The sequence below is a fragment of the Microvirga sp. GN3 genome, assembly GCF_055792825.1.
Genome location: NZ_JBVVAK010000018.1, coordinates 16,945 through 42,315 on the forward strand (window position 1 = coordinate 16,945; position 25,371 = coordinate 42,315).

21 protein-coding genes and 3 tRNA genes are annotated in these 25,371 nt (G+C 61.9%); 16 read left to right on the forward strand and 8 right to left on the reverse strand.

What is annotated here, in order from left to right; translation table 11 throughout:
* Positions 1-42 precede the first annotated feature (42 nt).
* Positions 43-1,263: an FAD-dependent oxidoreductase gene (locus ACS5Q1_RS11355; RefSeq protein ID WP_473098285.1), complete on the forward strand. Its 1,221-nt coding sequence runs from the start codon at positions 43-45 to the stop codon at positions 1,261-1,263.
* On the opposite strand, the gene ybaL is transcribed toward ACS5Q1_RS11355, so the two are convergent.
* The gene (gene ybaL / locus ACS5Q1_RS11360) at positions 1,162-3,057 is read right to left on the reverse strand and encodes a YbaL family putative K(+) efflux transporter (RefSeq protein ID WP_473098286.1); all 1,896 of its coding nucleotides are present in this window, start codon (positions 3,055-3,057) and stop codon (positions 1,162-1,164) included. The two genes, ACS5Q1_RS11355 and ybaL, sit on opposite strands and share 102 nt — an antisense overlap.
* Before the next feature lie 172 nt (positions 3,058-3,229).
* Between ybaL and ACS5Q1_RS11365 the strand changes: the two genes are divergently transcribed.
* Positions 3,230-3,610, forward strand: coding sequence for a HesB/IscA family protein (locus ACS5Q1_RS11365; RefSeq protein WP_203443676.1), 381 nt, complete (start codon positions 3,230-3,232; stop codon positions 3,608-3,610).
* A 3-nt stretch (positions 3,611-3,613) separates the two neighbouring features.
* Positions 3,614-4,003: a TfoX/Sxy family protein gene (locus ACS5Q1_RS11370; protein ID WP_473098288.1), complete on the forward strand. Its 390-nt coding sequence runs from the start codon at positions 3,614-3,616 to the stop codon at positions 4,001-4,003.
* A gap of 23 nt (positions 4,004-4,026) precedes the next feature.
* Here ACS5Q1_RS11370 and ACS5Q1_RS11375 read toward each other — a convergent pair whose 3' ends face one another.
* The gene (locus tag ACS5Q1_RS11375; RefSeq protein ID WP_473098289.1) at positions 4,027-5,487 is read right to left on the reverse strand and encodes a DEAD/DEAH box helicase; all 1,461 of its coding nucleotides are present in this window, start codon (positions 5,485-5,487) and stop codon (positions 4,027-4,029) included.
* 358 nt (positions 5,488-5,845) lie between these two features.
* On the opposite strand from ACS5Q1_RS11375, the gene ACS5Q1_RS11380 reads away from it, so the two are divergent.
* Positions 5,846-6,544 carry an alpha/beta fold hydrolase gene (locus tag ACS5Q1_RS11380; protein ID WP_473098290.1) on the forward strand — a complete coding sequence of 233 codons (699 nt, stop codon included), beginning with the start codon at positions 5,846-5,848 and terminating at the stop codon, positions 6,542-6,544.
* Between the two features lie 309 nt (positions 6,545-6,853).
* Positions 6,854-7,489 carry an outer membrane protein gene (locus ACS5Q1_RS11385; RefSeq protein WP_473098291.1) on the forward strand — a complete coding sequence of 212 codons (636 nt, stop codon included), beginning with the start codon at positions 6,854-6,856 and terminating at the stop codon, positions 7,487-7,489.
* Positions 7,490-7,750: 261 nt separating this feature from the next.
* Here the strand turns inward: ACS5Q1_RS11385 and ACS5Q1_RS11390 are convergent, their stop codons facing one another.
* The 3 genes from ACS5Q1_RS11390 to ACS5Q1_RS11400 form a co-directional block, all read right to left on the reverse strand.
* Positions 7,751-8,095: a hypothetical protein gene (locus ACS5Q1_RS11390; RefSeq protein ID WP_473098292.1), complete on the reverse strand. Its 345-nt coding sequence runs from the start codon at positions 8,093-8,095 to the stop codon at positions 7,751-7,753.
* A gap of 284 nt (positions 8,096-8,379) precedes the next feature.
* The gene (gene glnA, locus ACS5Q1_RS11395) at positions 8,380-9,789 is read right to left on the reverse strand and encodes a type I glutamate--ammonia ligase (RefSeq protein WP_203443682.1); all 1,410 of its coding nucleotides are present in this window, start codon (positions 9,787-9,789) and stop codon (positions 8,380-8,382) included.
* A 69-nt stretch (positions 9,790-9,858) separates the two neighbouring features.
* Entirely contained in the window at positions 9,859-10,197 is a 339-nt protein-coding gene (locus ACS5Q1_RS11400) for a P-II family nitrogen regulator (protein ID WP_009490961.1), read from the reverse strand.
* 179 nt (positions 10,198-10,376) lie between these two features.
* Between ACS5Q1_RS11400 and ACS5Q1_RS11405 the strand changes: the two genes are divergently transcribed.
* Positions 10,377-11,864: an NAD(P)H-hydrate dehydratase gene (locus tag ACS5Q1_RS11405; protein ID WP_473098293.1), complete on the forward strand. Its 1,488-nt coding sequence runs from the start codon at positions 10,377-10,379 to the stop codon at positions 11,862-11,864.
* On the opposite strand, the gene ACS5Q1_RS11410 is transcribed toward ACS5Q1_RS11405, so the two are convergent.
* Entirely contained in the window at positions 11,857-13,197 is a 1,341-nt protein-coding gene (locus ACS5Q1_RS11410) for a multicopper oxidase family protein (RefSeq protein WP_473098294.1), read from the reverse strand. The genes ACS5Q1_RS11405 and ACS5Q1_RS11410 overlap by 8 nt on opposite strands.
* A gap of 174 nt (positions 13,198-13,371) precedes the next feature.
* On the opposite strand from ACS5Q1_RS11410, the gene ACS5Q1_RS11415 reads away from it, so the two are divergent.
* From ACS5Q1_RS11415 to ACS5Q1_RS11450, 8 genes are all read left to right on the forward strand, one after another.
* A tRNA-Leu gene (locus tag ACS5Q1_RS11415) sits at positions 13,372-13,456 on the forward strand.
* Positions 13,457-13,568: 112 nt separating this feature from the next.
* Positions 13,569-14,936 carry a trigger factor gene (gene tig / locus ACS5Q1_RS11420; protein WP_473098346.1) on the forward strand — a complete coding sequence of 456 codons (1,368 nt, stop codon included), beginning with the start codon at positions 13,569-13,571 and terminating at the stop codon, positions 14,934-14,936.
* A gap of 77 nt (positions 14,937-15,013) precedes the next feature.
* Positions 15,014-15,646, forward strand: a complete 633-nt coding sequence (locus tag ACS5Q1_RS11425; protein WP_203443684.1) for an ATP-dependent Clp protease proteolytic subunit — start codon at positions 15,014-15,016, stop codon at positions 15,644-15,646.
* A 222-nt stretch (positions 15,647-15,868) separates the two neighbouring features.
* Complete coding sequence (gene clpX, locus ACS5Q1_RS11430) at positions 15,869-17,137, forward strand: ATP-dependent Clp protease ATP-binding subunit ClpX (RefSeq protein WP_183450532.1); 1,269 nt, start codon at positions 15,869-15,871, stop codon at positions 17,135-17,137.
* 227 nt (positions 17,138-17,364) lie between these two features.
* Positions 17,365-19,791, forward strand: coding sequence for an endopeptidase La (gene lon, locus ACS5Q1_RS11435; protein WP_473098296.1), 2,427 nt, complete (start codon positions 17,365-17,367; stop codon positions 19,789-19,791).
* Positions 19,792-19,987: 196 nt separating this feature from the next.
* Positions 19,988-20,266: an HU family DNA-binding protein gene (locus ACS5Q1_RS11440; RefSeq protein ID WP_009490969.1), complete on the forward strand. Its 279-nt coding sequence runs from the start codon at positions 19,988-19,990 to the stop codon at positions 20,264-20,266.
* An 82-nt stretch (positions 20,267-20,348) separates the two neighbouring features.
* Positions 20,349-20,424 (forward strand) — tRNA-Val (locus ACS5Q1_RS11445).
* Positions 20,425-20,722: 298 nt separating this feature from the next.
* A tRNA-Pro gene (locus ACS5Q1_RS11450) sits at positions 20,723-20,800 on the forward strand.
* A 113-nt stretch (positions 20,801-20,913) separates the two neighbouring features.
* Here the strand turns inward: ACS5Q1_RS11450 and ACS5Q1_RS11455 are convergent.
* On the reverse strand, positions 20,914-21,885 hold the full coding sequence (locus ACS5Q1_RS11455) for a threonine ammonia-lyase (protein WP_473098297.1): 972 nt from the start codon (positions 21,883-21,885) through the stop codon (positions 20,914-20,916).
* A complete protein-coding gene (locus ACS5Q1_RS11460) occupies positions 21,882-22,277 on the reverse strand; it encodes a RidA family protein (protein ID WP_473098298.1) in 396 nt (131 codons plus the stop codon). Before ACS5Q1_RS11460 ends, ACS5Q1_RS11455 begins: the two co-directional genes overlap by 4 nt.
* 137 nt (positions 22,278-22,414) lie before the next feature.
* On the opposite strand from ACS5Q1_RS11460, the gene argE reads away from it, so the two are divergent.
* Together argE and ACS5Q1_RS11470 are read left to right on the forward strand one after the other, a co-directional pair.
* Positions 22,415-23,569 carry an acetylornithine deacetylase gene (argE, locus tag ACS5Q1_RS11465; RefSeq protein ID WP_473098300.1) on the forward strand — a complete coding sequence of 385 codons (1,155 nt, stop codon included), beginning with the start codon at positions 22,415-22,417 and terminating at the stop codon, positions 23,567-23,569.
* Between the two features lie 198 nt (positions 23,570-23,767).
* Entirely contained in the window at positions 23,768-25,321 is a 1,554-nt protein-coding gene (locus ACS5Q1_RS11470) for an ABC transporter substrate-binding protein (RefSeq protein ID WP_473098347.1), read from the forward strand.
* The last annotated feature ends 50 nt before the right edge of the window (positions 25,322-25,371 follow it).

Sequence of the window (25,371 nt, forward strand, 5' to 3'; positions counted from 1 at the left end):
CTGACTGACGGATGTTCCGAGGGCATCCCCAGGAGACCGCGCATGAACACACCTCACGCGTCAAGAACTCTTCAAACCCGTTGTTGCATCGTCGGAGGCGGCCCCGCCGGCATGATGTTAGGGTTTCTCCTTGCCCGCCAGGGTGACGAGGCTCTCGTTCTTGAGAAGCACGCCGATTTCCTGCGCGATTTCCGAGGTGACACCATCCATCCATCGACGCTCGAAGTGATGTACGAACTCGGACTGCTCGACGAGTTTCTCTCGCGGCCGCATCAGCAAACCCAGACGGTCAGTCTGGTCGTGGGCGGAACGACCTTGCAATTGGGCGACTTCTCTCACCTGCCGACGCACTGCAAGTTCATCGCCTTCATGCCCCAATGGGACTTCCTCGATTTCCTGGCCGATCACGCGCGTGTCTATCCTCATTTTCACCTGAAGATGCGGGCGGAGGTCATCGATCTGATCGAAGAGAAGGGCAGGGTGACGGGCGTGCGCGCTTCGACCCCCGAAGGCGTTCTCGATGTGCTGGCCGATCTTGTGGTCGCGGCCGATGGGCGACGTTCCGTCGTCCGCGAAAAGGCAGACCTCGAGGTCGTGAATATCGGTGCGCCGATGGACGTGCTGTGGATGCGGGTGCCCAGGCATCCGGGCGATCCCGGCCAGTTGCTCGGGCGCATCGAGGCGGGGCAGATGCTGGTCATGATCGACCGCGGGCAATACTGGCAATGCGCCTATCTCATCCCGAAGGGGTCGCTCGAGGCTTTGCAGCGGGAAGGCCTGGTGGCTTTTCGCACTAAGCTTGCCGGGCTTGCGCCGTTTCTTGGAGGGCGCGTCGAGGAAATCCAATCCTGGGATGACATCAAGCTTCTGACCGTCGCCGTCGACCGGCTGAAGCAATGGTATCGGCCAGGCCTTCTGTGCATCGGCGATGCGGCCCATGCCATGTCGCCGGCCGGCGGGGTCGGCATCAATCTCGCGATTCAGGACGCGGTCGCAACCGCCAACATCCTAGGATCGGTATTGAAGGCAGGGCCCGTGGGCCCTGAGCAGCTTGCCCTCGTTCAGAAAAGGCGCGAGCTGCCGACACGCCTGACGCAAGGGCTGCAGGTTCTGCTTCAGAAGCGGTTGATCGATCCTGTCCTAACCAGCAAGGGGCCTGTCTCAGCGCCCTGGATCATCCGCTGGCTGGCGCAATGGTCCCTGTTCAGGCGTATTCCCGCCCGTTTGATCGGTCTCGGCTTCAGGCCCGAGCACGTTCGTTGATGGTTGGGGCGGCGTGTTCTCGTCCGCACCGGCTTCATTCTGCTCGTCTTCCGCGGCGACACCGTCCGCCTCGTCGACCGCGGACAGCACGGGGGTGCGGGGCGCATCGGGCACGGCGGCGAACATAGCGCGCGCAATTTCCTGCTCGCCCATTACGATCCGCGACGCGCCATATTTCATGACGTGTTCTTCCTGAGCATCGGAGTGAACGCGAACGATGATCGGCAGGTCTGGATTGATTCTGCGGGATTGCTCGACAACCTGGCCGCTTTCGAAAGCATCCGGAATGGCTACGAGGAGGCAGCGGGCTTCCTTGATGTTGGCAGCGGCGGCCACCTCGGGATCGGCGGCATTGCCGATGATGATCGGGTGGTTGTCCTTCTGCAGGCCGGCGACCTGACTTTTGCTGGTCTCGATGACCAGGAAGGGGGTTCCCGATGCCAGCAGCTTGCCGGTGATGAATTTGCCGACCCGTCCGTGGCCCACGAGGACCACATGATCCGTGAGGGAGGTCACGGGGAGGGACTCCTTAGCATCGGCGGCTTTCTCCTCCTCGGTGACCATAGGCATGCTCTCGGCCGAGGGCTCTGCTTTCGCGGCGTGAGCCTTCTCGCGCTTGGCAAACCACCGGTCGAGCAGGGTGAAAAGGAACGGATTGATCAGGATCGACAGGATGGCGCCGGCCAGGATCAAGTCGCGGCCCTTTTCCGGCATGAGCTGAAGTTCGACGCCGAGGCCTGCGAGGATGAAGGAGAATTCGCCGATCTGGGCGAGGCTCGCCGCAATGGTCAGGGCCGTCTCGTTCGGGTGTCTGAAGAGCCTGACAATCGCGAAGGCGGCGAGCGATTTGCCGACGACGATGATCAGGAAGGTCGCGAGAACCGGGCCGAAATCGTTGATGAGGATCATCGGGTCGAACAGCATGCCGACCGAGACGAAGAAGAGAACCGCGAAGGCGTCCCGTAGCGGCAGGGTTTCTGACGCGGCCTGATGGCTGAGTTCCGACTCGCTCAACACCATGCCGGCAAAGAACGCGCCGAGTGCAAAGGACACGCCGAACAGCTCCGCTGCTCCGAAAGCGGCACCAAGCGCGATCGCAAGAACGGCCAGACGGAACAGCTCGCGCGAGCCGGTATGCGCGACGTAGTGCAGGATCCACGGAATCACCCTTCGGCCGACGATCAGCATGATCGCCACGAAGGCGACGACCTTGCCGAGTGTGACGCCGAGGGAGATTGCGATGGATTCAAGATCGGCCGAGGCGCTGGCCGTGGCGTTGGCGAAAGCCGGCAGCAACACCAGGGTCAGCACCATTGCCAGGTCTTCGACGATCAACCAGCCGACGGCGATATGCCCGCGCTCGGTTTCGACGAGCCGTCGCTCCTGGAGCGCGCGCAGCAGCACGACCGTACTGGCGACGGAGAGCGCCAGACCGAAGACCAGGCCGCCGCCGAGGTTCCATCCCATCAGCCAGGCGAGACCCATGCCCAGGACTGTCGCGCTTGCGATCTGGACCACGGCGCCGGGAATGGCGATGGCCCGGACTGACAGGAGATCCTTGAGCGAGAAATGAAGACCGACGCCGAACATCAGCAGGATCACGCCGATTTCGGCGAGCTGATTGGCGAGCCCCTGATCCGCCACATATCCCGGCGTGAAAGGTCCGGCCAGGACGCCAGCGAGGAGATAGCCGATCAGAGGGGAGAGACGGAAGCGATGCGCTATAGCACCGAGGGCAAATGCCATCACAAGGCCGACAACGATGGTTGATATCAGCGGCATATGATGCGGCATCTGCTCTCCTTAGGCTGTGGCGGAATTGGGGATGGGGTCTACCCGATATGGTCGACCTCGGCCGTTGGGGCAACCCTGAATGGTCTCGACGTTTGCCCTTTCAGCTCTTATCTATGGAAAAACCAACTCGTTCTGCCCGGGCCTTGAACCCGGCTGTCAGGAGAGAAGTCTTATGGCTTTACCCGGCTTCAAGGTCGTCACCTTGACCGACGCGGCAGCGAACCGCGTCAAGGATATCATCGGCAAGGCGGACCGCCCCATCGTCGGCGTCCGCGTCGGCGTCAAGAACGGCGGCTGCGCCGGCATGTCCTACACCATGGAATATGCGGAAAGCGTCAACCCGCTCGACGAGGTGGTCGAGGACAAGGGCGTGACCGTTCTGATCGATCCCAAGGCCGTGCTGTTCCTGCTCGGCACGGAGATGGATTTCCAGACGACCAAGATGTCGTCCCAGTTCGTCTTCAACAATCCCAATCAGACCTCGGCCTGCGGTTGCGGCGAGTCGGTCGCGATCACGCCGGCCACGCCTGCTGCGCTTCAATCAGCTAACTAAGCCATGGATGCAGAGGATCTACGCGACATCTTCCGCAGCCTCGGGCCCGTTCATATTCGGCGCATGTTCGGTGGGCAGGGGGTCTATCAGGATGAGCTGATGTTCGCCCTGGTGGCCTATGGCGAACTCTACCTCAAGGTTGATGACGAGAGTGTCGCTTATTTCCGTGACTTGGGCTCACGCCCTTTCACCTACGAAGCCCGCGACGGCCGCAAGACCACGATGAGCTATTGGCTCATGCCGGAATCCGCCCTTGACGATCCCGACGAGGCGGCCGAGCTTGCCACCATGGCCGTAGCAGCGGCGCGGAGGGCGAAATCCGCTCAGACGCGTAAAGGCAAGGCCGCGCCGAACCGGAAGGCTCGGAAGAAAGCATCCGAGCCCGTTACTTAGCTTTCTTATTTGACTTAGCTTTCTTATTTGGCTTTCTTGGCCGCCACCGGCCGCATGAGGAAGGCCGGTACGTGATCACCGAGACCGATCACCTTCTCGTCCATGTCGTCGTCACGACGAGAGCGGCCCTGATAGTTTCGATCCGACGAACGCTCGCCGCGCTCTTGGCGGGGCCTGCGGCTGGGCTGCTCCTCGCGGAGAGGCTCGACGGCACGACCAATTGAGGCCTCTTCCCGCGGCTCCTCGGAACGGCCACGGCTCCGGTCCCCCGACCGCACCTTGACCTTGCGGCCGCGCGAGCGTTCCTCACCTCGCCCGGCGCGGCGGCGCGAGGATCCTTCGGAGGGGGGACGCTCGGCGAGCGTCGGTCCCTGCCACTCGACCGGCTGGCCGATCAGCTTCTCGATGGCCGCCAGGGACTTCTCGTCCCCCGGACCCACCAGCGTAAAGGCCTGACCCGAACGTCCCGCTCGGCCCGTGCGGCCGATGCGGTGGACATAATCTTCTGCGTGGTGCGGGACGTCGTAGTTGAACACGTGGCTTACCGCCGGAATGTCCAAGCCACGGGCGGCCACGTCGCTGGCCACCAGGATCGGCATCTCCCCGCTGCGGAAGCTGTCGAGCGCCGCCATGCGGGCATGCTGGTCCATATCGCCATGAAGAGCGACTGCCGCGAAACCGTGCTTCTGCAGGGAACGATGAAGGACGGCCACGTCACGTTTGCGGTTGCAGAAAACGATGGCGTTCTGCAGGTCCGTGGCGCTCCGGATCAGCTCCCGCAGGGTCTCGCGCTGCTCGTAATCCTCACGGCCCGTCGCCACGAGGCGCTGGGTGATCGTCGCGGCAGTCGAAGCGGCGCGAGCGACCTCCACCTTCACCGGATTGTGAAGGAAGGCGTCGGCAAGACGCTGGATCTCCGGAGGCATGGTCGCGGAGAAGAACAGGGTCTGGCGGGTGAAGGGCACGAGCTTAACGATGCGCTCGATATCCGGGATGAAGCCCATATCGAGCATCCGGTCGGCCTCGTCGATGACGAGCAGCTCGACGCCGGTGAGCAGGAGCTTGCCGCGCTCGAAGTGATCGAGCAGGCGGCCGGGAGTCGCGATCAGCACGTCGACGCCGCGGGTGATCTTGGCATCCTGATCGCCGAAGGATACGCCGCCGATCAGCAAGGCGACGGAAAGCTTGTGATTGATGCCGTATTTGTCGAAGTTGTCCTCGACCTGGGCCGCCAACTCGCGGGTCGGCTCGAGGATCAGCGTGCGCGGCATGCGCGCCCGGGCCCGGCCGGATTCGAGCAGGGTCAGCATCGGGAGTGTGAAGGCGGCCGTCTTGCCCGTGCCAGTCTGGGCAATGCCCAGCACATCGCGGCGTGAGAGAACATGGGGGATGGCCTGGGCCTGGATCGGCGTCGGCTCCGTATATCCGGCGGCGGCGACGGCCTGTTGAACTTTATCGCTAAGTCCGAGTTCGGCGAACGACATGAATGCTAATTACCGTTGAGGGCTAGGCGCGCTCTAAAAGTGCCGGCCGCGCTCTACGGCAACAAACAAGCGCGAGACTGGTTTCACCTGAGGCTCTTGCTCAAGTTTAGGAGTGGCGGGACCATAAGATAAGCTATGCCAATGGCAAGTATTAAAATCAGCTACTTAGCAGAAACGTGTGACAAGGGACGGCTTGTGCCAAACTTTGTGCCGATGGTGATAGGGGATGCGTCGGTCCATCGACGTATAACTAATTGAAAACAATAGATTTTTCTTGTTATGCTGGAACTGGCCCTAAGATAAGCTATGCGCTTGTCAATCCAGGGAAACTTGCCGAGACGCGACAAAGGAAAGTTTGATGGCTGAAACACTCGTTCTGATTCCCGGATTGGCCTGCACCTCCCGGCTTTTCGAGCCCCAGATCGCCGCCCTGTCCAAGGAGCGCAGCATCGTTCTCATGGATCATACCCAGGATGATTCGATCCCGGGAATCGCCACGCGCCTCCTGCGCGAAGCGCCCGAGCGGTTCGCTCTCGCAGGGCTCTCCATGGGCGGGTACATCGCCATGGAGGTCATGCGGAAGGCGCCGGAACGGGTGACACGGCTTGCCTTGCTCGACACGAGCGCACGTCCCGATACCCCGGAGGCGAGCCAGGATCGCAAGCGGCTGATCGCGCTCGCGGAAGCGGGCCGATTCGAGGAGATTCATGCCGCGCTCTGGCCGCGTCTTGTCCATCCCGATCATCGGGGCGACCGGGATCTTCAGGACATCCTGTTCGGGATGATGCGGGAGACCGGGGCTGAGGCCTATGTCCGGCAGCAGCGGGCTATCATGGCGCGTCCCGACTCGCGTCCTTCCCTGTCGGGAATCGAGATCCCGACCCTGGTGCTGGTCGGGGAGGGCGATGCCATCACGCCGCCGGAGATCGCCCGCGAGATGGCCGAAATGATCGAATGGGCCTCCCTGGTCGTCATTCCCGAGGCCGGGCACATGTCGACGCTCGAGCAGCCGGAGCGGGTCAATCAGGCCCTCCAATTGTGGCTGAACCGGAATTAACCATAGATCCGTCCGCTGCTTGCGAAACTCCTCAGGAATATGGTCAATGATTGGTTACCGACCCTATCAGATGCCGGCCGTCTGCCTCATCGTTCCGATAACCTGCTGAAGTGGCAGGGTTATTGCGAATTTCCCGCTGAGGGTAACAGGGCGGCATGTATGGTTGTGCGAGGGTAAAAAACGCCCATCATGGGTTGCGAATGCGAAAAGCCGCGCTTCTTGCCTTAACTGTGGCAGGAAAGTGACAGACGCTGGGTCAAGTCTGGGATAGAAGCGGATCACATCCTTCTAACAGACGGACCAAGACAAATGAAAAAGATCCTCCTCTCCTCGGTTGCTCTGCTCGGCCTCGCCACTGGCGCCATGGCTGCTGACCTTCCGTCCCGCCGCGCTCCGGCTCCGGTGATTGCGGCCGTTCCGGTCTTCACCTGGACCGGCTTCTATGTCGGTGTGAACGCCGGCTATGGCTGGAACACCAATGACAGCGTCACGATCGGCGGCGTCCGCTTCGACATCGACGACGAAGGCGGCTTCGTCGGCGGCGCTCAGGCTGGCTACAACTACCAGATCGGTTCGTTCGTGGTCGGTCTCGAAGGCGACATCCAGTACGCCGACTTCGGTGGTGATGATGACCTCATCCTCGCTGACGGCACGGTTGTCGGCTTCGATCGCAGCGACTGGTTCGGCACGGTGCGCGCTCGCGCCGGTGTGGCCTTCGACCGCGCCCTGATCTACGCCACCGGTGGTTTCGCCTTCGCGGACGATGCTACCGGCTGGACCGTCGGTGGTGGTCTCGAGTACGCCTTCACCAACAACCTGTCGGCCAAGGTCGAAGGCCTGTACGTCAACCTCGATCAGGACGACAACAGCATCCTTGGCTTCGACGACGATGCCGAATTCGGCGTGATCCGTGCGGGTCTGAACTACCGCTTCGGCACCTACTAAGATCCATCGCTCCCGCGATAATCGAAAGGCCCGGGTCTCCCCGGGCCTTTTTGTTTGCGGAGGCGCAGGCGCCTCGCATCATGGGCGGCTGCGGGCGCTCGATCTGTGGGAGTTCGAGAAGCATCAAGAAACCGCTCCGGCTCTTCAGAACTGAGCTAACCCTGTCATTTGAGTTATTGGTCGGAAGCCTCCTGCCCACCGCGCGCAGAATCCCGCTATCTTAATCTCCGACCCCGAAGGCTCGCATCGAGCCAAGTCATCTCATGCGGCAATCAGATAAAAGATCGCGATAGCCGCAATGAAGAGGTCGGAAGCCATGGCAATGGTCTCCAAGCCGGTCCGATCCTTGTTGCGTAAGTGCTGCAGGCCTGCGAGGCCGTAGAAAACCGCGCCGGCGATCGCCGGCGGCGTTATCCAATCGGTTCGGTAAACTGAGAGAAGCGCGAGCAGCGCAATCGACACATTGCCGAAGCCCAGCTCCATGACGATCTTGCGCGCGTCCGGATCTTTGATCTTGAAGATCGTTTCGGCGGTAAAGGCTGGATCGAAGATCTGACGCAGCCCGGCAAGATGAGCCGAACACCTACGGCCCAGAACACGAACCATTTTCCGATCAGGAAGATGAGATTTCCGTTCGGCGCGACTGCGTATTCGATGCCGATCGAAGCCAGAGGCAGGAGGACCATCAGCAGGACGATCATGCCTAGATACATCGGCGCCTCCATCCAAATGCGTGTCGGATGTTCTTCCGGTGGGATCCGCAGCCTGACTTTACGCGAAAGGCTAAGCTTTGGGACCCCATCCCGATGCAGGCCATAAAAAAGCCGGAGCCCGAGGGCTCCGGCGAAGGAAGGCTGCGATCTAAGCAGCCGGGAGGATTCTCTGTCCGATTAGACGGAGTAGTACATCTGGAACTCGACCGGGTGCGGGGTCATCTCGAAGCGAGCGACCTCGGCCATCTTCAGCTCGATGTAGCTGTCGATGAAATCGTCGTTGAAGACACCGCCGGCCTTCAGGAATGCGCGGTCCTTGTCGAGGCTGGCGAGAGCTTCGCGCAGCGAGCCGCAGACGGTCGGGATCTTCTTCAGCTCGCGCGGAGGCAGATCGTAGAGATCCTTGTCCATCGCCTGGCCGGGATCGATCTTGTTGATGATGCCGTCGAGACCGGCCATCAGCAGCGCCGCGAAGGCGAGATACGGATTGGCGGTCGGATCGGGGAAGCGAACCTCGACGCGCTTGGCCTTCGGCGAGGTCGTCCACGGAATACGGCAGGAAGCCGAACGGTTACGGGCCGAGTAGGCCAGCAGCACCGGAGCTTCGTAGCCCGGGACGAGACGCTTGTAGGAGTTCGTCGACGGGTTTGTGAAGGCGTTGAGCGCCTTGGCGTGCTTGATGATGCCGCCGATGTACCACAGGCATTCCTGGGACAGGTCGGCATACTTGTTGCCGGCGAAGAGCGGCTTGCCACCCTTCCACAGGGACTGGTGCACGTGCATGCCCGAGCCGTTGTCGCCATAGACCGGCTTCGGCATGAAGGTCGCCGTCTTGCCGTAGGACTGGGCGACGTTGTGGATGCAGTACTTGTAGATCTGCATCTCGTCGGCGGTGCGAACCAGCGTGTTGAACTTCGTGCCGAGCTCGTGCTGGGCCGAGGCCACCTCGTGGTGGTGCTTCTCGACCGTCACGCCCATGGCCTTCATGGCAGCCAGCATCTCGCCACGCATGTCCTGAGCGGAATCCAGCGGCGGAACCGGGAAGTAGCCGCCCTTGGTCGGGATGCGGTGACCGAGGTTGCCGCCCTCGTAAGGCGTGTCGCCGTTGATCGGCAGCTCGGACGAGTCGAGCTTGAAACCGGTGTTGTAGGGATCGGCCATGAACTTCACGTCGTCGAACACGAAGAACTCGGCCTCGGGGCCGACATAGACCGTGTCGGCAATGCCGGTGGACTGCAGATAGGCCTCGGCCTTCTTGGCGATGCCGCGCGGATCGCGGTTGTAGGGCTCGCCGGTCGCCGGCTCGAGAATGTCGCAGTTGATCGTCAGGGTGGACGCCGAGAAGAACGGGTCCATCTGGGCGGTCGTCGGATCGGGCATGAGGGTCATGTCGGATTCGTTGATCGCCTTCCAGCCGGCGATGGACGAGCCGTCGAACATGACACCGTCGGCGAACATGTCTTCGTCGACCATCGAGACGTCGAAGGTCACATGCTGCCACTTGCCGCGCGGGTCGGTGAAACGGAAGTCGACGTATTGGACGTCGTTATCTTTGATCGCCTTGAGCACATCCTTGGCGGTCTGCATGATCGTCTGGTCCTCTTCTGCCCTTTTAAGATTATCCTCGGCCGACGGCCTTGGCTTTGGAAAGCGAGCTTAGATCGCGTCGGATCCGGTCTCGCCCGTGCGGATACGAACGGCCTCTTCGACCGTCGAAACGAAAATCTTGCCGTCGCCGATGCGGCCGGTCTGCGCGGCCTTGCGGATGGCCTCGATGGCGCTCTCGGCCATGTCGTCGTTCAGGACGATTTCGAGCTTCACCTTCGGCAGGAAGTCGACGACGTATTCCGCGCCGCGATAAAGCTCGGTATGGCCTTTCTGGCGGCCGAAACCCTTGGCCTCGATGACGGTAATGCCTTGAAGGCCTACTTCCTGGAGAGCTTCTTTGACTTCATCGAGCTTGAAGGGCTTGATGATGGCTTCGATCTTCTTCATCCCGGTCTACCGTTTTCGTTCGAGGTTTTGCCGCTTTTAGCACCAGCAAGAGGTGCCTTCCATGCGATCATCGATTCAAAGCGGGCCATTTTGCCGAGTTGTTAAGCATATTATGATCAAAGTTTGTGCAGTTGCGGAAAAGCTCGCCAAATCCCCAAAAACGAGTCCATTTTGCCCCCATGCCAGCCCCTGAACTCGTCCTGACACCCTCCGAAATGAAGCAGGCTGACCTGGATGCCATCGCAAAGGGCATTCCGGGCATCGAACTCATGAGGCGGGCGGGGCGCGCTGTCGCCGATTCTGCCGAAAAATTAGTCTCCAAAGGCGGCAGGATCGTCATCGTGGCAGGTCCTGGCCAGAATGGAGGCGACGGCTTCATTGCGGCTGCTCTTCTGGTCGAGCGAGGCTATCGGGTGAGCCTTAGCCTCCTGGGAGATCTCAACCGGCTGACGGGCGATGCGGCGGACGCAGCGCGGGGTTGGAAGGGAGAGGTCGGTGCAGCCGAGACCGCGCCCTTCCATGAGGCGGATCTCATCGTCGATGCTCTCTTCGGCACTGGCCTGTCCCGCGATCTCGATGGTGCGGCACGTCATGTGGTCGATCGGATGAACGGTTCGGGCAAGCCAATCCTGGCGGTCGATCTTCCCTCCGGCATCGACGGCGATACCGGTGGGGTACGCGGCATTGCGGTCAAGGCCGCTCGCACGGTGACCTTTGCGGCCCGAAAGCCCTGCCATCTCCTGATGCCGGGGCGGGCCTTCAGCGGGCCTGTCGCGGTGGCCGATATCGGAATTGGACGAGAGATTCTCGAGGCCAAGGGCGGGGAACTCTTCGCCAACAATCCGGCTCTGTGGCTGCACGCTTTGCCGAAACCCGGGCTTTCTTCTCACAAATATGAGCGGGGGCACACGCTCGTCGTCTCGGGAGGCGCCACCCGCACAGGCGCGGCGCGGCTGGCGGCTCGGGCGGCGCTCAGAATTGGCTCCGGCCTTGTCACGGTGGCCTCTCCGCCGGAGGCGATCGGGGTCAATTCCGCCCATCTCACCGCCATCATGCTGAAAGGCTGCGACGGACCCGAGGGACTGCATAATATTCTGCAGGATCCGCGTCTCAATGCTCTCGTCCTTGGGCCGGCCTTAGGCGTCCATGCTGGCACCCGTGCCATGGTCGCTGTTGCCGTCCAGACAAGACGAAGTCTCGTCCTGGATGCCGATGCACTGACGTCCTTCGAGGGGCTGGTGTCGGAGCTGCATGGAGTATTTCGCCATGCTCCGACGGTGCTCACACCCCATGGCGGCGAGTTCAGCCGTTTGTTCAAAGGTCACCCGGATATCCTTGATCCGGAATCGAAAATCGAGCGCGCCCGGCGCGCTGCTGCTTACACTGGGGCGGTCGTGCTGCTGAAGGGGAGCGATACTGTGATTGCCGCTCCCGATGGCCGAGCGGCTATCAGCGAGAACGGCACGCCCTATCTCGCGACGGCCGGTTCGGGCGATACGCTTTGCGGCCTCATCGCAGGGCTGATGGCCCAGAATGCGCCGGCTTTTGAGGCAGCCTGCGCGGGGGCCTGGATCCACGCCGAGGCCGGCGCGAGCTTCGGGCCGGGGCTGATCTCGGAGGATCTGGCGGATCTTGTTCCGAGCGTCCTGCGCACGCTCCTCAAGTAACCTCGATCCAGGTCCACAGGCCCGCATCGAACCGCTCCATGACGGTGGAGGCGAGAAGCCATTTGCCGGGGTTGTCGGCCACGAAGGCGATCCGGACCGTCTTGTTCTCAGGCACTTGCACAGTGTCCAGCCAATAGGGCTCCCAGCCGTCGTCGAGCGCATGCAGCAGACGGAATGAGTGGCCGTGCAGGTGCATGGGCTGGACGAAGGCGGTCTGGTTCGTGAGCGCCAGCACCACCGGGTTCCCACGCCTGACCTTGATCAGGGGGGCACCCGAAGAGCGTCCCGCCGCTCCGTTGATGGTCCAGGGCGCGTTGGGAACCTTCGGATCACCTTTGATCACCACATCCTTGCGGGTGGCGTTCTGGAGCTTGATGGCCTCCGGCAGCTTCGGGTTGGGCGGGAGCGGGACGAACACCGGCAGGTCGGGTCGCTTGTCCCCAGTGGTCACGATCTCGACGAGAGGCATTCCGTCGCCGATCAGGGCCATGACGGTGCCGGTTACGCCCGCTTCCGGCGCGAGATCGACCAGCAGATCGTAGCGGGTGCCAGGCCCGAAGGGCAGGGAGGCTTTGAGGGGCTCGAAGATGCTGGTCGGCTGGCTGTCGATGGCGATGACATAGGCTCTCACGCCATCGAAACGCAGGCGCATGGTCCGGGCGTTGCAGGTATTGGCAAGCCGCAGGCGTAGGCGGCCGCCGGGAGGCGCCTCAATCCGCTCGGGCGTCGCCTTGCCGTTGACAGTGAGCCAGCTTCCGAGCCGTCCGGCAGGGGTGGTTCCCGCAGGCTTGTCGAAAGGGGCCATCGAGCCGTCGCCGTCCAGGCGCCAGTCATCGACGAGCAGCGCGATGTCCCGATCTGCCTGGGGCGGGTTGGGCTCCTCCACGATCAGGAGGCCCGAAAGACCGCGTTCCGTGGGCTCGGCGCTGCCATCGAGAACACAGGGGCGGACCAGGAAGGTGCCGGCATCGGGCGGGGTGAAGCGATATTCGTGGCTCTTCCCGGGGGCTACAGGCTCCTGAGTCAGGCCGCCGACGCCATCCATGGCGTTCGGGCCCCGGACGCCGTGGAAGTGAAGTGAGAGGGGCAGGGCGGTCTCGTTCTGCAGCTTCAGGCTGAGTTCCTTCCCGTGCTTGATGTGCAGAGCAGGGTTTAAGACTCCGTTGAAGGTCCAGATATCGGCCTCGGCGGAGGCATCGGGACGGAATTTCATCGGGCTAGACTTTGCCGTCAGGACCTGTTCGGCGCCGTCCGCGTTCTGGCCATGCGCGTGCCGGGAGAGGGGGATCAGGGTCGTGGCGAGACCGGCGGTGATGGCGCGACGGGTGATCATGAAGGCAGGCTCGTCTCGAGGCTTGCGAATAGTCGGCATGGGTACAGCTTTGAACGTGAACGGCCAAGTTTGGTTGCCTTTTGGACGCACATGAACTTTTTTGATGCACTGTCTTTTAACCGTGCTATAGAGCCGCGTCCCGGAAGAGGGGTGCGTCTCGCGCGCCGCTCCCGCGCGGGCGTGGCGGAATTGGTAGACGCACTGGATTTAGGTTCCAGCGACGAAAGTTGTGGGGGTTCGAGTCCCTCCGCCCGCACCAATCCCGTCAGGGTTGGTTATCCGGAGGCTCCGAGTGGCCTGGTTGACGGCGTGACGCCGCATCGGCCGGAGCCTGACAGAAATTTTTCGAGTGAATGAAGGCGAATAGAACCATGCAGGTGACGGAAACACTGTCCCAAGGCTTGAAGCGAGAGTTCAAGGTCGTGCTCCCGGCCACCGAGTTGGAAGAGCGCCTGAACAGCGAATTGTCGACCCTCAAGGATCGCGTGCAGATCAAGGGGTTCCGTCCCGGCAAGGTGCCGGTGGGTCATCTGCGCAAGGTCTATGGTCGCTCGGTCATGGCGGACGTGCTGCAGAATGCCGTCAACGAGGCCAACCGCAAGATCGTTGAGGACAACAATCTGAAGCTCGCCAACGAGCCGAGAATCCAGTTCCCCGAGAGCCAGGAAGAGGTCGAGAAGGCTATGGAGGCCAAGGGCGACTTGGCCTACACCGTCGCTCTCGAGGTTCTGCCGGTGTTCGAGCTTGCCGACCTGTCCGACGTGACGGTCAAGAAGCCGGTGGCCGAGGTCACCGATGCCGAGATCAACGAATCGCTCGAGCGCATGGCCAAGCAGAATCGCTCCTTCGACACGAAGGAAGGCGCTGCAGTCGACGGTGATCGGGTCGTCGTGAACTTCGTCGGCCGCATCGACGGCAAGGAGTTCGAGGGCGGCAAGGGTGAGGACATCCGGGTCGAGCTCGGCTCGAACACCTTCATCCCCGGCTTCGAGGATCAACTCGCCGGTCTCAAGGCCGGCGACACCAAGCTCGTGAAGGTCACCTTCCCGGCGAATTACATGGCGGAACACCTGGCCGGCAAGGACGCCGAGTTCGACGTGACCGTGAAGGAAGTCGAGGCTCCGGGCGAGCTGAAGATCGACGACGAGATGGCCAAGGGTTTCGGCATGGAATCCCTGGACAAGCTCAAGGACGCGATCCGCGATGCCATCAAGCGCGACTTCGATGCCCAGTCTCGCCGCAAGGTGAAGAAGGATCTGCTTGATTCCCTCGACGCCAAGTACAGCTTCGAGCTGCCGCCGACCCTGGTCGAGCAGGAGTTCACAGCCGTGTGGTCGCAGGTCGTCGGCGACATGAAGTCGAACAACCGCACCTTCGAGGACGAGAGCACCACGGAAGACGAGGCCAAGGCCGAGTACCGCAAGATCGCCGAGCGTCGCGTGCGTCTCGGTTTGGTCCTTGCACAGATCGGTGAGAAGTCCGATATCAAGATTTCCGACGACGAGGTGACTCAGGCCCTCATCGAGCGGGTCCGCCAGTATCCCGGCCAGGAGCGGCAGGTTTGGGAGTTCTACCAGAAGAACCCGCAGGCCCTCGCTGAAATCCGGGCTCCTCTGTTCGAGGAGAAGGTCGTCGACCAGATCCTGTCCCAGGTGAAGGTGGACGAGGAAACCGTCTCCAAGGATGCGCTGTTCAGCGATGAGGACGACGGCGAAGAGAAAGCCGGCAAGGGCGAGTAACGCTCCTTTAAGCGTCTCGTTGCTTGCATGAAATGCACGGCCGCGAATCTGCGCGGCCGAATTGGAGCAGTGAGACAATGAGAGATCCGGTAGCGCTCTTTAACAATACGCTCGTCCCGATGGTGGTTGAGCAGTCGAACCGCGGCGAGCGCGCATTCGACATCTATTCGCGCCTCCTGCGCGAACGGATTATCTTCCTCACGGGCCCCGTTGAAGATTACTCAGCCTCGCTGATCGTGGCACAGCTTCTGTTCCTCGAGGCCGAGAACCCCAAGAAGGAAATCTCCTTCTATATCAACTCGCCCGGCGGCGTCGTGACCTCGGGCCTGTCGATCTACGACACCATGCAGTTCATCCGCTGCCCCGTCTCGACCCTCTGCGTCGGCCAGGCAGCCTCCATGGGCTCCCTCCTGCTGACTGCCGGCGAGAAGGGCATGCGCTTTGCCCTCCCGAATGCCCGCATCATGGTCCACCAGCCGTCCGGCGGCTACCAGGGTCAGGTCACGGACATCATGATCCATGCCCGCGAGAGCGAGGCTCTCAAGCGCCGTCTGAACGAGATCTATGTCGGCCATACCGGCCGCAGCTACGAAGAGATCGAGCGGGCCTTGGAGCGCGACAATTTCATGACCGCCCAGGCGGCCCTGGAATTCGGTCTGATCGACCAGGTGATCGAGAAGCGTCCCGAGCCAGCCGCCACCCCGGCTTAACCCTTAAAACCTGGGGACAAAATTCCCCCAGGTGCGTCTTTTTGCCGAGTAACCCCGTTTCTATTGATCAGGCGGCTTCCGCGTGATTGCATGGGGATTCGGGAGACACGGCGATTTGGGCGTTCAATTCTTAGCGACGGAACATTTTATTAGTTCCGTCGCCTATAACTTAGGTGTGTTGGGTCGGCTGGGGTCGTCCCGGCACGGATTGGAGATGTGATAATGACCAAGGCTGGCGGCAACGACTCCAAGAGTACGCTGTACTGCTCCTTCTGCGGCAAGAGCCAGCACGAGGTTCGCAAGCTGATCGCTGGCCCGACGGTTTTCATCTGCGATGAATGCGTCGAGCTGTGCATGGACATCATCCGCGAGGAGTCGAAATCGTCTCTCGTGAAGTCCCGCGACGGGGTGCCGACCCCGAAGGAAATCAGCCGCGTTCTGGATGACTACGTGATCGGCCAGGAGCACGCCAAGAAGGTGCTCTCGGTGGCGGTCCACAACCATTACAAGCGTCTCGCCCACGCGACGAAGCACAACGACGTCGAACTGGCCAAGTCGAACATTCTGCTGATCGGTCCCACCGGCTCGGGCAAGACTCTGCTCGCGCAGACCCTGGCCCGGATCCTGGACGTGCCCTTCACCATGGCGGACGCGACGACCCTGACCGAGGCAGGCTATGTCGGCGAGGACGTGGAAAACATCATCCTCAAGTTGCTCCAGGCCTCTGACTACAACGTGGAGAGGGCTCAGCGGGGCATCGTCTATATCGACGAGATCGACAAGATCTCCCGCAAGTCCGACAACCCGTCCATCACCCGCGACGTGTCGGGCGAGGGTGTGCAGCAGGCCCTCCTGAAGATCATGGAAGGCACCGTCGCCTCCGTGCCTCCGCAAGGCGGCCGCAAGCATCCGCAGCAGGAGTTTCTGCAGGTCGACACCACGAACATCCTGTTCATCTGCGGCGGCGCCTTCGCCGGTCTGGAGCGGATCATCGCCGGTCGCGGCAAGGGCACCTCCATCGGCTTCGGCGCCAGCGTGAGTTCGCCCGACGATCGCCGGACGGGCGAGATCTTCCGCGAGGTCGAGCCTGAGGATCTGTTGAAGTTCGGCCTCATCCCCGAGTTCGTCGGCCGTCTTCCGGTTCTGGCGACGCTGGAAGACCTCGATGTCGATGCCCTGAAGACCATTCTGCAGGAGCCGAAGAATGCCCTGGTGAAGCAGTACCAGCGCCTCTTCGAGATGGAGAACGTGCAGCTGACGTTCCAGGACGAGGCTCTGACCCTCATCGCCAAAAAGGCGATCGAGCGGAAGACGGGTGCCCGCGGCCTGCGCTCCATCATGGAAGGCATCCTGCTGGAGACCATGTACGACCTGCCGGGGCTCGATTCCGTCGAGCAGGTGGTGATCGGGCCCGAGGTGGTGGAGGGCAAGGCCAAGCCGCTCTTCATCCACGGCGAGCGCAACGATCAGGCCGCCAGCGCCAGCGCCTAAAAGGCTACCGGGGCTTAGCCATGACACGAAGCGTTGCGGGCAATCTTCTTGAAACGCTAAGCCCGCAACGCCACATTATCTCTTGCGCCGGGGCTGTCCGCTCAATCGAGGGAAAGGCCCGGCGTACCGGATGCAGCCCATAACAAAAGCCTGAGCATTCCGGTTATTCGTCTGGCATCCAGCTCATTCGAGGGGGTCGTCGGACGCAGTGAAAAGGATACCGTCTCATGACACAATCGAAGCCACGTCAGCCTGTCGTTCCAGGCTCGACCGGAACCTATGCGGTTCTGCCTCTGCGCGACATTGTTGTCTTTCCACATATGATCGTGCCGCTCTTCGTCGGCCGTGAAAAGTCGATCCGCGCGCTTGAGGAAGTGGTCAAGGGGGACCGTCACATTCTTCTGGCCACCCAGATCGATGCGACGGATGACGATCCGTCGACGGATGCGATCTACAAAGTCGGCACCCTGGCCAACGTCCTGCAATTGCTGAAGCTGCCCGACGGCACCGTGAAGGTGCTGGTCGAAGGCGCGAGCCGGGCGCAGGTGAAGGCCTATACCCGCACGGATGAATATTACGAAGCCGAAGCCGAGGCGCTTCCGGATTCGCTCGGCGATCAGGTGGAGGCCGAGGCGCTCGCCCGCTCCGTCGTGTCCGAGTTCGAGAACTACGTGAAGCTGAACAAGAAGGTGTCGCCGGAGGTCGTGACCGCCGTGACCCAGATCGACGAGCCTGCGAAGCTCGCCGACACCATCGCTTCGCATCTGGCCATCAAGATCGCCGACAAGCAGGCGATTCTCGAAACGCCTACCGTCGCTCAGCGCCTCGAGAAGGTGCTCGGCATGATGGAAAGCGAGATTTCCGTTCTCCAGGTAGAGAAGCGGATCCGGACCCGCGTGAAACGTCAGATGGAAAAGACGCAGCGCGAGTACTACCTCAACGAGCAGATGAAGGCGATCCAGAAGGAGCTCGGCGACGATGAAGGTCGCGACGAGCTGGCTGAGCTCGAAGAGAAGATCGAGAAGACCAAGTTCACGAAGGAAGCCCGCGAAAAGGCGCTCGGCGAGCTGAAGAAGCTGCGCCAGATGTCGCCGATGTCGGCGGAAGCAACCGTCGTGCGCAACTATCTCGACTGGCTGCTCGGCATTCCGTGGAATCGCCGCTCGAAGATGAAGAAGGACCTCAAAGCCGCCCAGGATCTGCTCGATGCGGATCACTATGGCCTCGACAAGGTCAAGGAACGCATCGTCGAGTACTTGGCCGTGCAGCAGCGCGCCAACAAGCTCACGGGCCCGATCCTGTGCCTTGTCGGTCCTCCCGGCGTGGGTAAGACCTCGCTCGGCAAGTCGATCGCCAAGGCCACGGGCCGCGAGTTCGTGCGCATGTCGCTCGGCGGCGTTCGCGACGAGTCGGAGATCCGCGGTCACCGTCGGACCTATATCGGCTCGATGCCCGGCAAGATCATCCAGTCGATGCGCAAGGCCAAGACGTCCAACCCGCTCATCCTGCTCGACGAGATCGACAAGATGGGCATGGACTTCCGCGGCGACCCGTCGGCGGCTTTGCTCGAGGTTCTCGACCCTGAGCAGAACAACACGTTCAACGACCATTACCTGGAAGTCGATTACGACCTCTCCAACGTGATGTTCGTGACGACGGCGAACACGCTCAACATCCCGGGTCCGCTCCTCGACCGCATGGAAGTGATCCGCATTGCGGGTTACACTGAGGAAGAGAAGGCGGAGATCGCCCGCACCCACCTGATCCCGTCGTCCATGCAGAAGCACGGACTGCAGGAGAAGGAATGGAAGATCGGCGATGAGGCTCTGCTCATGCTGATCCGCCGCTACACCCGCGAGGCGGGCGTGCGTAACCTGGAGCGAGAGATCGCCAACCTCATCCGCAAGGCCGTGAAGGAGATCCTGATCTCCAAGGTCAAGACGGTCGAGGTGACGACCGACAACCTGCCCGAGTTCCTCGGACCGCCGCGCTATCGCTACGGCGAGGCCGAGACGGAGGATATGGTCGGCGCGGTCACGGGTCTGGCCTGGACCGAGGTCGGTGGCGAGCTGCTCACCATCGAAGGCATCATGATGCCGGGCAAGGGCAAGATGACCGTCACGGGTAACCTGCGTGACGTCATGAAGGAATCGATCTCGGCTGCGGCGTCCTACGTCCGCTCCCGCGCTCTCGATTTCGGCGTCGAGCCGCCCATGTTCGACCGCCGCGACATCCACGTGCACGTGCCGGAAGGTGCGACGCCCAAGGACGGTCCGTCGGCCGGTATCGCCATGGCGACCGCCATCGTCTCCGTCATCACGGGTATCCCGGTTCGCCGCGATATCGCCATGACGGGCGAGGTGACGCTGCGGGGCAGGGTGCTTCCCATTGGTGGTCTGAAGGAGAAGCTCCTGGCGGCTCTGCGTGGTGGCATCAAGAAGGTGCTGATTCCGGAAGAGAATGCCAAGGATCTGGCCGACATCCCGGCCAGCGTGAAGAACGGCCTGGAAATCGTGCCGGTCTCCATGATGGATCAGGTTCTCCAGCATGCTCTCGTGCGCATGCCGGAGCGGATCGAGTGGGATGAGGCGTCGGAGCTCAAGAGTCACAAGCCGGGCGTCGAAGACGACTCGGCTGGGGTGATCGCTCACTAAAGCCGAGCTCCTTACGTTACGAGAAAGGCCCCTGGACTCCTGTCCAGGGGCCTCTTTTTTGATGAAAAGTGCAAAAAAACGGCTGATTTCAGCCACTTCGGGGCTTGCGTAAGGACAAGCTTTGCGCCAAACGGGTTGTCCCTGAAACGGTGGACCATTTCCTTTGCGACCGCCGTGATCACTGGAGGATATGACTATGAATAAAGGCGAGCTCGTTGCGGCCGTCGCCGATAAGGTGGGCCTTTCGCGTGGCCAGGCTGGTGACGCGATCGACGCCGCCATCGAGGCGATCACCGGCGCTCTGAAGAAGGGTGATGAGGTGAAGATCGTCGGTTTCGGCACGTTCGTTGTGACCAACCGCGCTGCCGGCGAGGCGCGCAACCCGCGCACCGGTGAGAAGGTCAAGGTTCCGGCCTCGAAGACCCCGAAGTTCCGCGCCGGCGCGGGCCTGAAGGACGCCGTCAACGCGAAGTAATCGCTTTTTGAGCGATGTTCGTTCGTAAAGAAGGCCGACGACGCTTGCGTTGTTGGCCTTCTCTTTTTATGTCAGGCCCATCGGGCGGTTAGCTCAGTTGGTAGAGCTTCGGTTTTACACACCGCAGGTCGGGGGTTCGAGTCCCTCACCGCCCACCATCCCCCCTTCATCATCATGTGTCGGCACCGAAGGCCCTGGCGCTCGTTCCAACCATGAGTTGGAACGTCGCACCTTGCGCGATGAAACATTCCGGCTTGGATTGGGTTTGGGAATGATCCCTCCAAGGATTGCTCCTGAGACCTTACCCGCCCCAGCCTCGACTGGGGCGGGTATTTTATCTGGACGTCAAATTGCGTCTTCCGGGGCGGCGTTTCGAGCGGTTTCCCTGCGAAAGTGCATTTCAGGGGTTGCGAACCGGGGACGCCGGAGCTAATTGACACAGGCCGTTCAAGGCGTCGGAGCGTAGCGCAGCCCGGTTAGCGCACTAGTCTGGGGGACTAGGGGTCGGAGGTTCAAATCCTCTCGCTCCGACCATTGAATGTCTTGAGCCGCCAAGGCTCCCGCAGCCGGCCGAGAGGCCGGTTTTTTGTTGTCCGGAATCGTGGGGCTGACACTGGCCCGCTATCCCAGAACTGTGGGTCTGCAAGCTACGATACGCTCGCTTGCCGGCGCCAGGCGTCGAGATCGTCCAAAGACAGGTTGGAGCCACAGAGCACGAGGCCGATCACGCTGTCGTCCGGCAGCGTCGGAATGATCGCCTCGGCTGCGGTCAGGACACAGGCGGCGGCAGGCTCGCAGAGCAGCTTTTCCGTCTGGAGGAGCCAGCTTACATCGGCGATGACCGGCTCGTCTTCTACGAGCAGGATCTCTTTGAGAAAGAGCTTCGCAGCCGCAAGGGTTCTGTGGGTGGCGAAGGGAGCCGCAAGGGTTCGTGCGATGGAGGTCGGACGGATCGTCACCGGCTCCTCCGCCTTAAGTGCCTCCGTCATGGTCTGTGCGCCTGTGGGCTCCACGCCGTAGACGGTGAGCGATGGCCGCTTTGCCTTGAGGGCTGCCGCCACGCCGGACATGAAGCCGCCACCGCCAATCGAGACGAACACGTGAGTGAGGTCGGGTATGCCCTCGATGAATTCGAGGCCGAGCGTGCCGTGGCCCGCGATGATGGCGGGATCGTCATAGGGATGCACGAAGAGCCGGCCCTGACGCTGGTAATCCTCGGCCTTGGCGAAGGCTTCCGCTGCATCGTCGCAAAGCTCGACGCGGGCGCCGAATTTCTCGGTCAGGTCGATGTTGAACTGGGCCGCTGTCTTGGGCATCAGAACGAGGGCATCGAGGCCGAGCGTTCCCGCAACCCTCGCGACGGCAATGGCGTGGTTCCCGCCCGAGACCGTGACGAGACCGCGCCTGCGCTCGTCCTCGCTCAGGGTCAGAACCTTGTTGAAAACGCCCCTGACCTTGAAGGAGCCTGCCAGCTGCAGTGCCTCCATCTTCAACGCGGTACGCCGTCCAAGCCGCGCTGACACGTCAGCGCTCTCATAGGCAGGAGTGCGTCTGACACGCCCGGCGATGCGGCTGCGGGCAGCTTCGATGTCAGCGAGCGTTACGTCAAAGGCGGTCATGAAGGTGTCCGTTCAACAAGGGCGATACATTCGACTTCGAGGAGCATCCCGCCGGGAAGCCGGCCGATCTCGATGGTCGAGCGCGCAGGGTAGGGTGATTTGAAAACGGAGGCGTAAACTTCGTTCATGCTGGAAAAGTCGTCGAGGCTCGTCAGGAAAACCGTGGTCTTGACCACTTGCTCCAGGGACGATCCGGCTTCGCGAAGAATGGCGGCAATGTTGTCGAAGACCTGCTTGGTCTGAGCTTTGATATCGCCGGGCCCCACCAGGCTGCCCCTCGGATCGAGAGGCAATTGGCCCGAGACGAACAGCAGGTCTCCGGCGCGGATGGCCTGGGAGTATGGGCCCGCAGGCGGGGCGGCGTCTGAGGTTTGAATTGCTGAACGGGTCATGGCGGGCGGCCCGATCATGCGAGCGCCGCCGTTGCCGAGTCAACGGGCGTGGGACGAAATAAGCGCCGATAAATCCAGCTTGACCGCAGGCTCAACAGGATCGGATGCTTGGCGCTTGTATTGAGGAGCTGTGTACGATGTCGCTGTCCCCTCGCGAGATGCTCGCGCGCCTGATTGCTTTCCCGAGCGTTTCAACAAGCAGCAATCTCGATATCATTGGTTTCTGCCGCGACTGGCTGAACAGCCATGGCGTCGAAAGCCATCTCGTCATGAGCCCGGAAGGAGACAAGGCCAATCTCTACGCCACCATCGGGCCGCGGGTCGAAGGCGGAGTCGTTCTGTCTGGCCATACGGATGTGGTGCCGGTGGAGGGCCAGAATTGGTCCATGGATCCCTGGACGCTCACGGAGAAAAACGGCCGCCTCTACGGTCGCGGCACGACCGACATGAAGGGCTTTGATGCGCTCGTTCTGGCGCTGGTACCCGAGATGGTGCGTGCACCGCTCAAGCGGCCGATTCATATCGCCCTTTCCTATGACGAGGAGATCGCCTGCCGTGGCGCGCCGTTCCTGGTGGAGGCGATGGCAAAGTCCATTCCGGCGCCTTCCGCCGTGATCGTCGGCGAGCCCACCCGTCATGCGGTGGTGACGGGGCACAAGGCGTCCGTGCAGCTGCGCACCCACGTGACGGGATATGCCGTCCATTCCAGCCGGATCGACCAGGGCGTGAGCGCCGTCATGAACGCGGCGCGGCTGATCGCCTGGCAGGAGGACGTCATGGAGGAAAATCGGAAACGGGTCGATCCGCAGAATCCGTTCGAGCCGCCCTACACGACGCTGCATTGCGGCATGATGGCCGGCGGCAATGCCGCCAATGTGGTCTCGTCCTCCGCCTGGTTCTTCACCGACATCCGGGCGATCCCGACCGAGAGCCCGATGGACTATCTCGCCCGCTACGAGGCCTATATCCGCGAGGTCGTCGAGCCCCGGATGAAGGCTATCGCTCCCGAGACGGGCGTCGCCGTCGAACTCATCGCCGAGGTGCCGGGCCTCAGGCCGGAGACGGACGGGGCGGCCGAGCGCCTGATGCGCCGCATCACCGGCGACAATGGCACCCATGTGGTGTCCTACGGGACGGAAGCGGGTCTGTTCCAGCGGGTCGGCTGGTCGACTGTGGTCTGCGGTCCCGGCGACATCGCCCAGGCCCACCAGCCGGACGAATACATCGAGGTTAGCGAGTTCGAGGCCGGCGAGGCGGTGCTGCGCCGTCTGATTGAGGATCTCTGTGCCTAATTGCTGAGCAAGATGGTCCAAGTCGGGGCTAGACCATCGGCCACTTTCCTGCCTAACTTCATGCCCGGCGGAAGAAACAACGGTTCATTCCGGTCTTCCGACAAGAAGAACATCGCGCAAAGACGCGGGACCTCCAGAGGAGAAAGACACAAGATGACGATCCGTTCGAAGTTTCTCGTGGGCACCATTGCGGCCCTCATGGTCGGCGTAGCCGTCCCGGCGATGGCCGTGACCTTGCGGTATGCCAACCAGGGCGACCTGAAGTCGCTCGATCCCTATACCCTCAACGAGACCACCACCATCGCGCATCACGGGCATGTCTATGAGGGCCTGACGAAGCGCGGCAAGGATCTGGCGATCGAGCCGGGCCTGGCTGAGCGCTGGGAGATCAGCGAAGACGGCATGACGTGGCGTCTGTTCTTGCGCAAGAACGTGAAGTTCCACAACGGCAATCCCTTCAATGCCGACGACGTGATCTTCTCGGCGAGCCGCGTGCGCGCACAGGGCTCGAACTTCCAGACCCGCGTTCCCAGCGGCTCGGAATGGGTGAAGGTCGACGATTTCACGGTCGACGTGAAGCTGAAGTCGCCGAACCCGATCATGAATGCCCAGTGGGATACCTGGTACATCATGGACAAGGAGTGGTCGGAGGCGAACAACAGCGTTGCGCCGACGCCGGCCGCGGCAACGACGCCGAGCTATGCCTCTCTGAACGCCAACGGTACCGGTCCGTTCAAGATCGAAAGCCACCAGCCCGGCGTGAAGACTGTCTTCAAGCCGAACAAGGATTGGTGGGGCAAGGTCGAGCACAATCTCGACGAGATCGTGTTCACGCCGATCGCATCCGATGCCACTCGCGTCGCTGCGCTGCTCTCGGGCGAGGTGGACGTGATCGAACCGGTTCCGTTGCAGGACGTGCAGCGCGTTAACGGCACTGCGAACGCGAAGGTGCAGGCAGGTCCAGAACTCCGCACCATCTTCCTCGGCTTCGACCAGACCCGCGACGAGCTTCTCTTCTCGAACGTGAAGGGTAAGAACCCGTTCAAGGACAAGCGCGTGCGCGAGGCCTTCTACAAGGCCATCGATATCGAGACGATCAAGTCCCGCGTCATGCGCGGCATGTCGACGCCGTCCGCGCTCATGATCGCACCGCAGCTCTTCACTCACTCGAAGGATTTCGTGCGTCCGAAATACGACGTCGAGGGCGCCAAGAAGCTCCTGGCCGATGCCGGTTACCCGAACGGCTTCGAGGTCGGCATGGACTGCCCGAACGATCGCTACGTCAATGACGAGGCGATCTGCCAGGCCGTGGTCGGCATGTTGGCCCGTGCCGGTGTCAAGGTGAACCTGATGGCCCAGCCGAAGGCGCAGTATTTCGGCAAGGTGCTGAAGTCGGGCAATTACAACACCTCGTTCTACCTGCTGGGCTGGACGCCGGGCACCTTCGACAGCCACAACGTGCTGTTCGACATCGAGGGCTGCCGCAACGATCCGAATTCCTCGCGGGGCGAGTCCAACCTCGGCAACTTCTGCAACAAGCAGCATGACGAGTTGACCGACAAGATCCTGGTCGAAAGCAACAAGGAGAAGCGCGACCAGATGATCAAGCAGGCCTTCCAGATCACCTTCGACGAATACGGCTATATCCCGCTGCATCAGCAGGCTCTCGCCTGGGGTGTGTCGAACAAGGTGACGATGGTCCAGCGCGCCGACAATCAGGTGCTGTTCTACTGGGCGCAGAAGAAGGAATAGTCCGCGTCTGATCGCTCGTCCCGGACAGCGATGAGCTGTCCGGGACGATT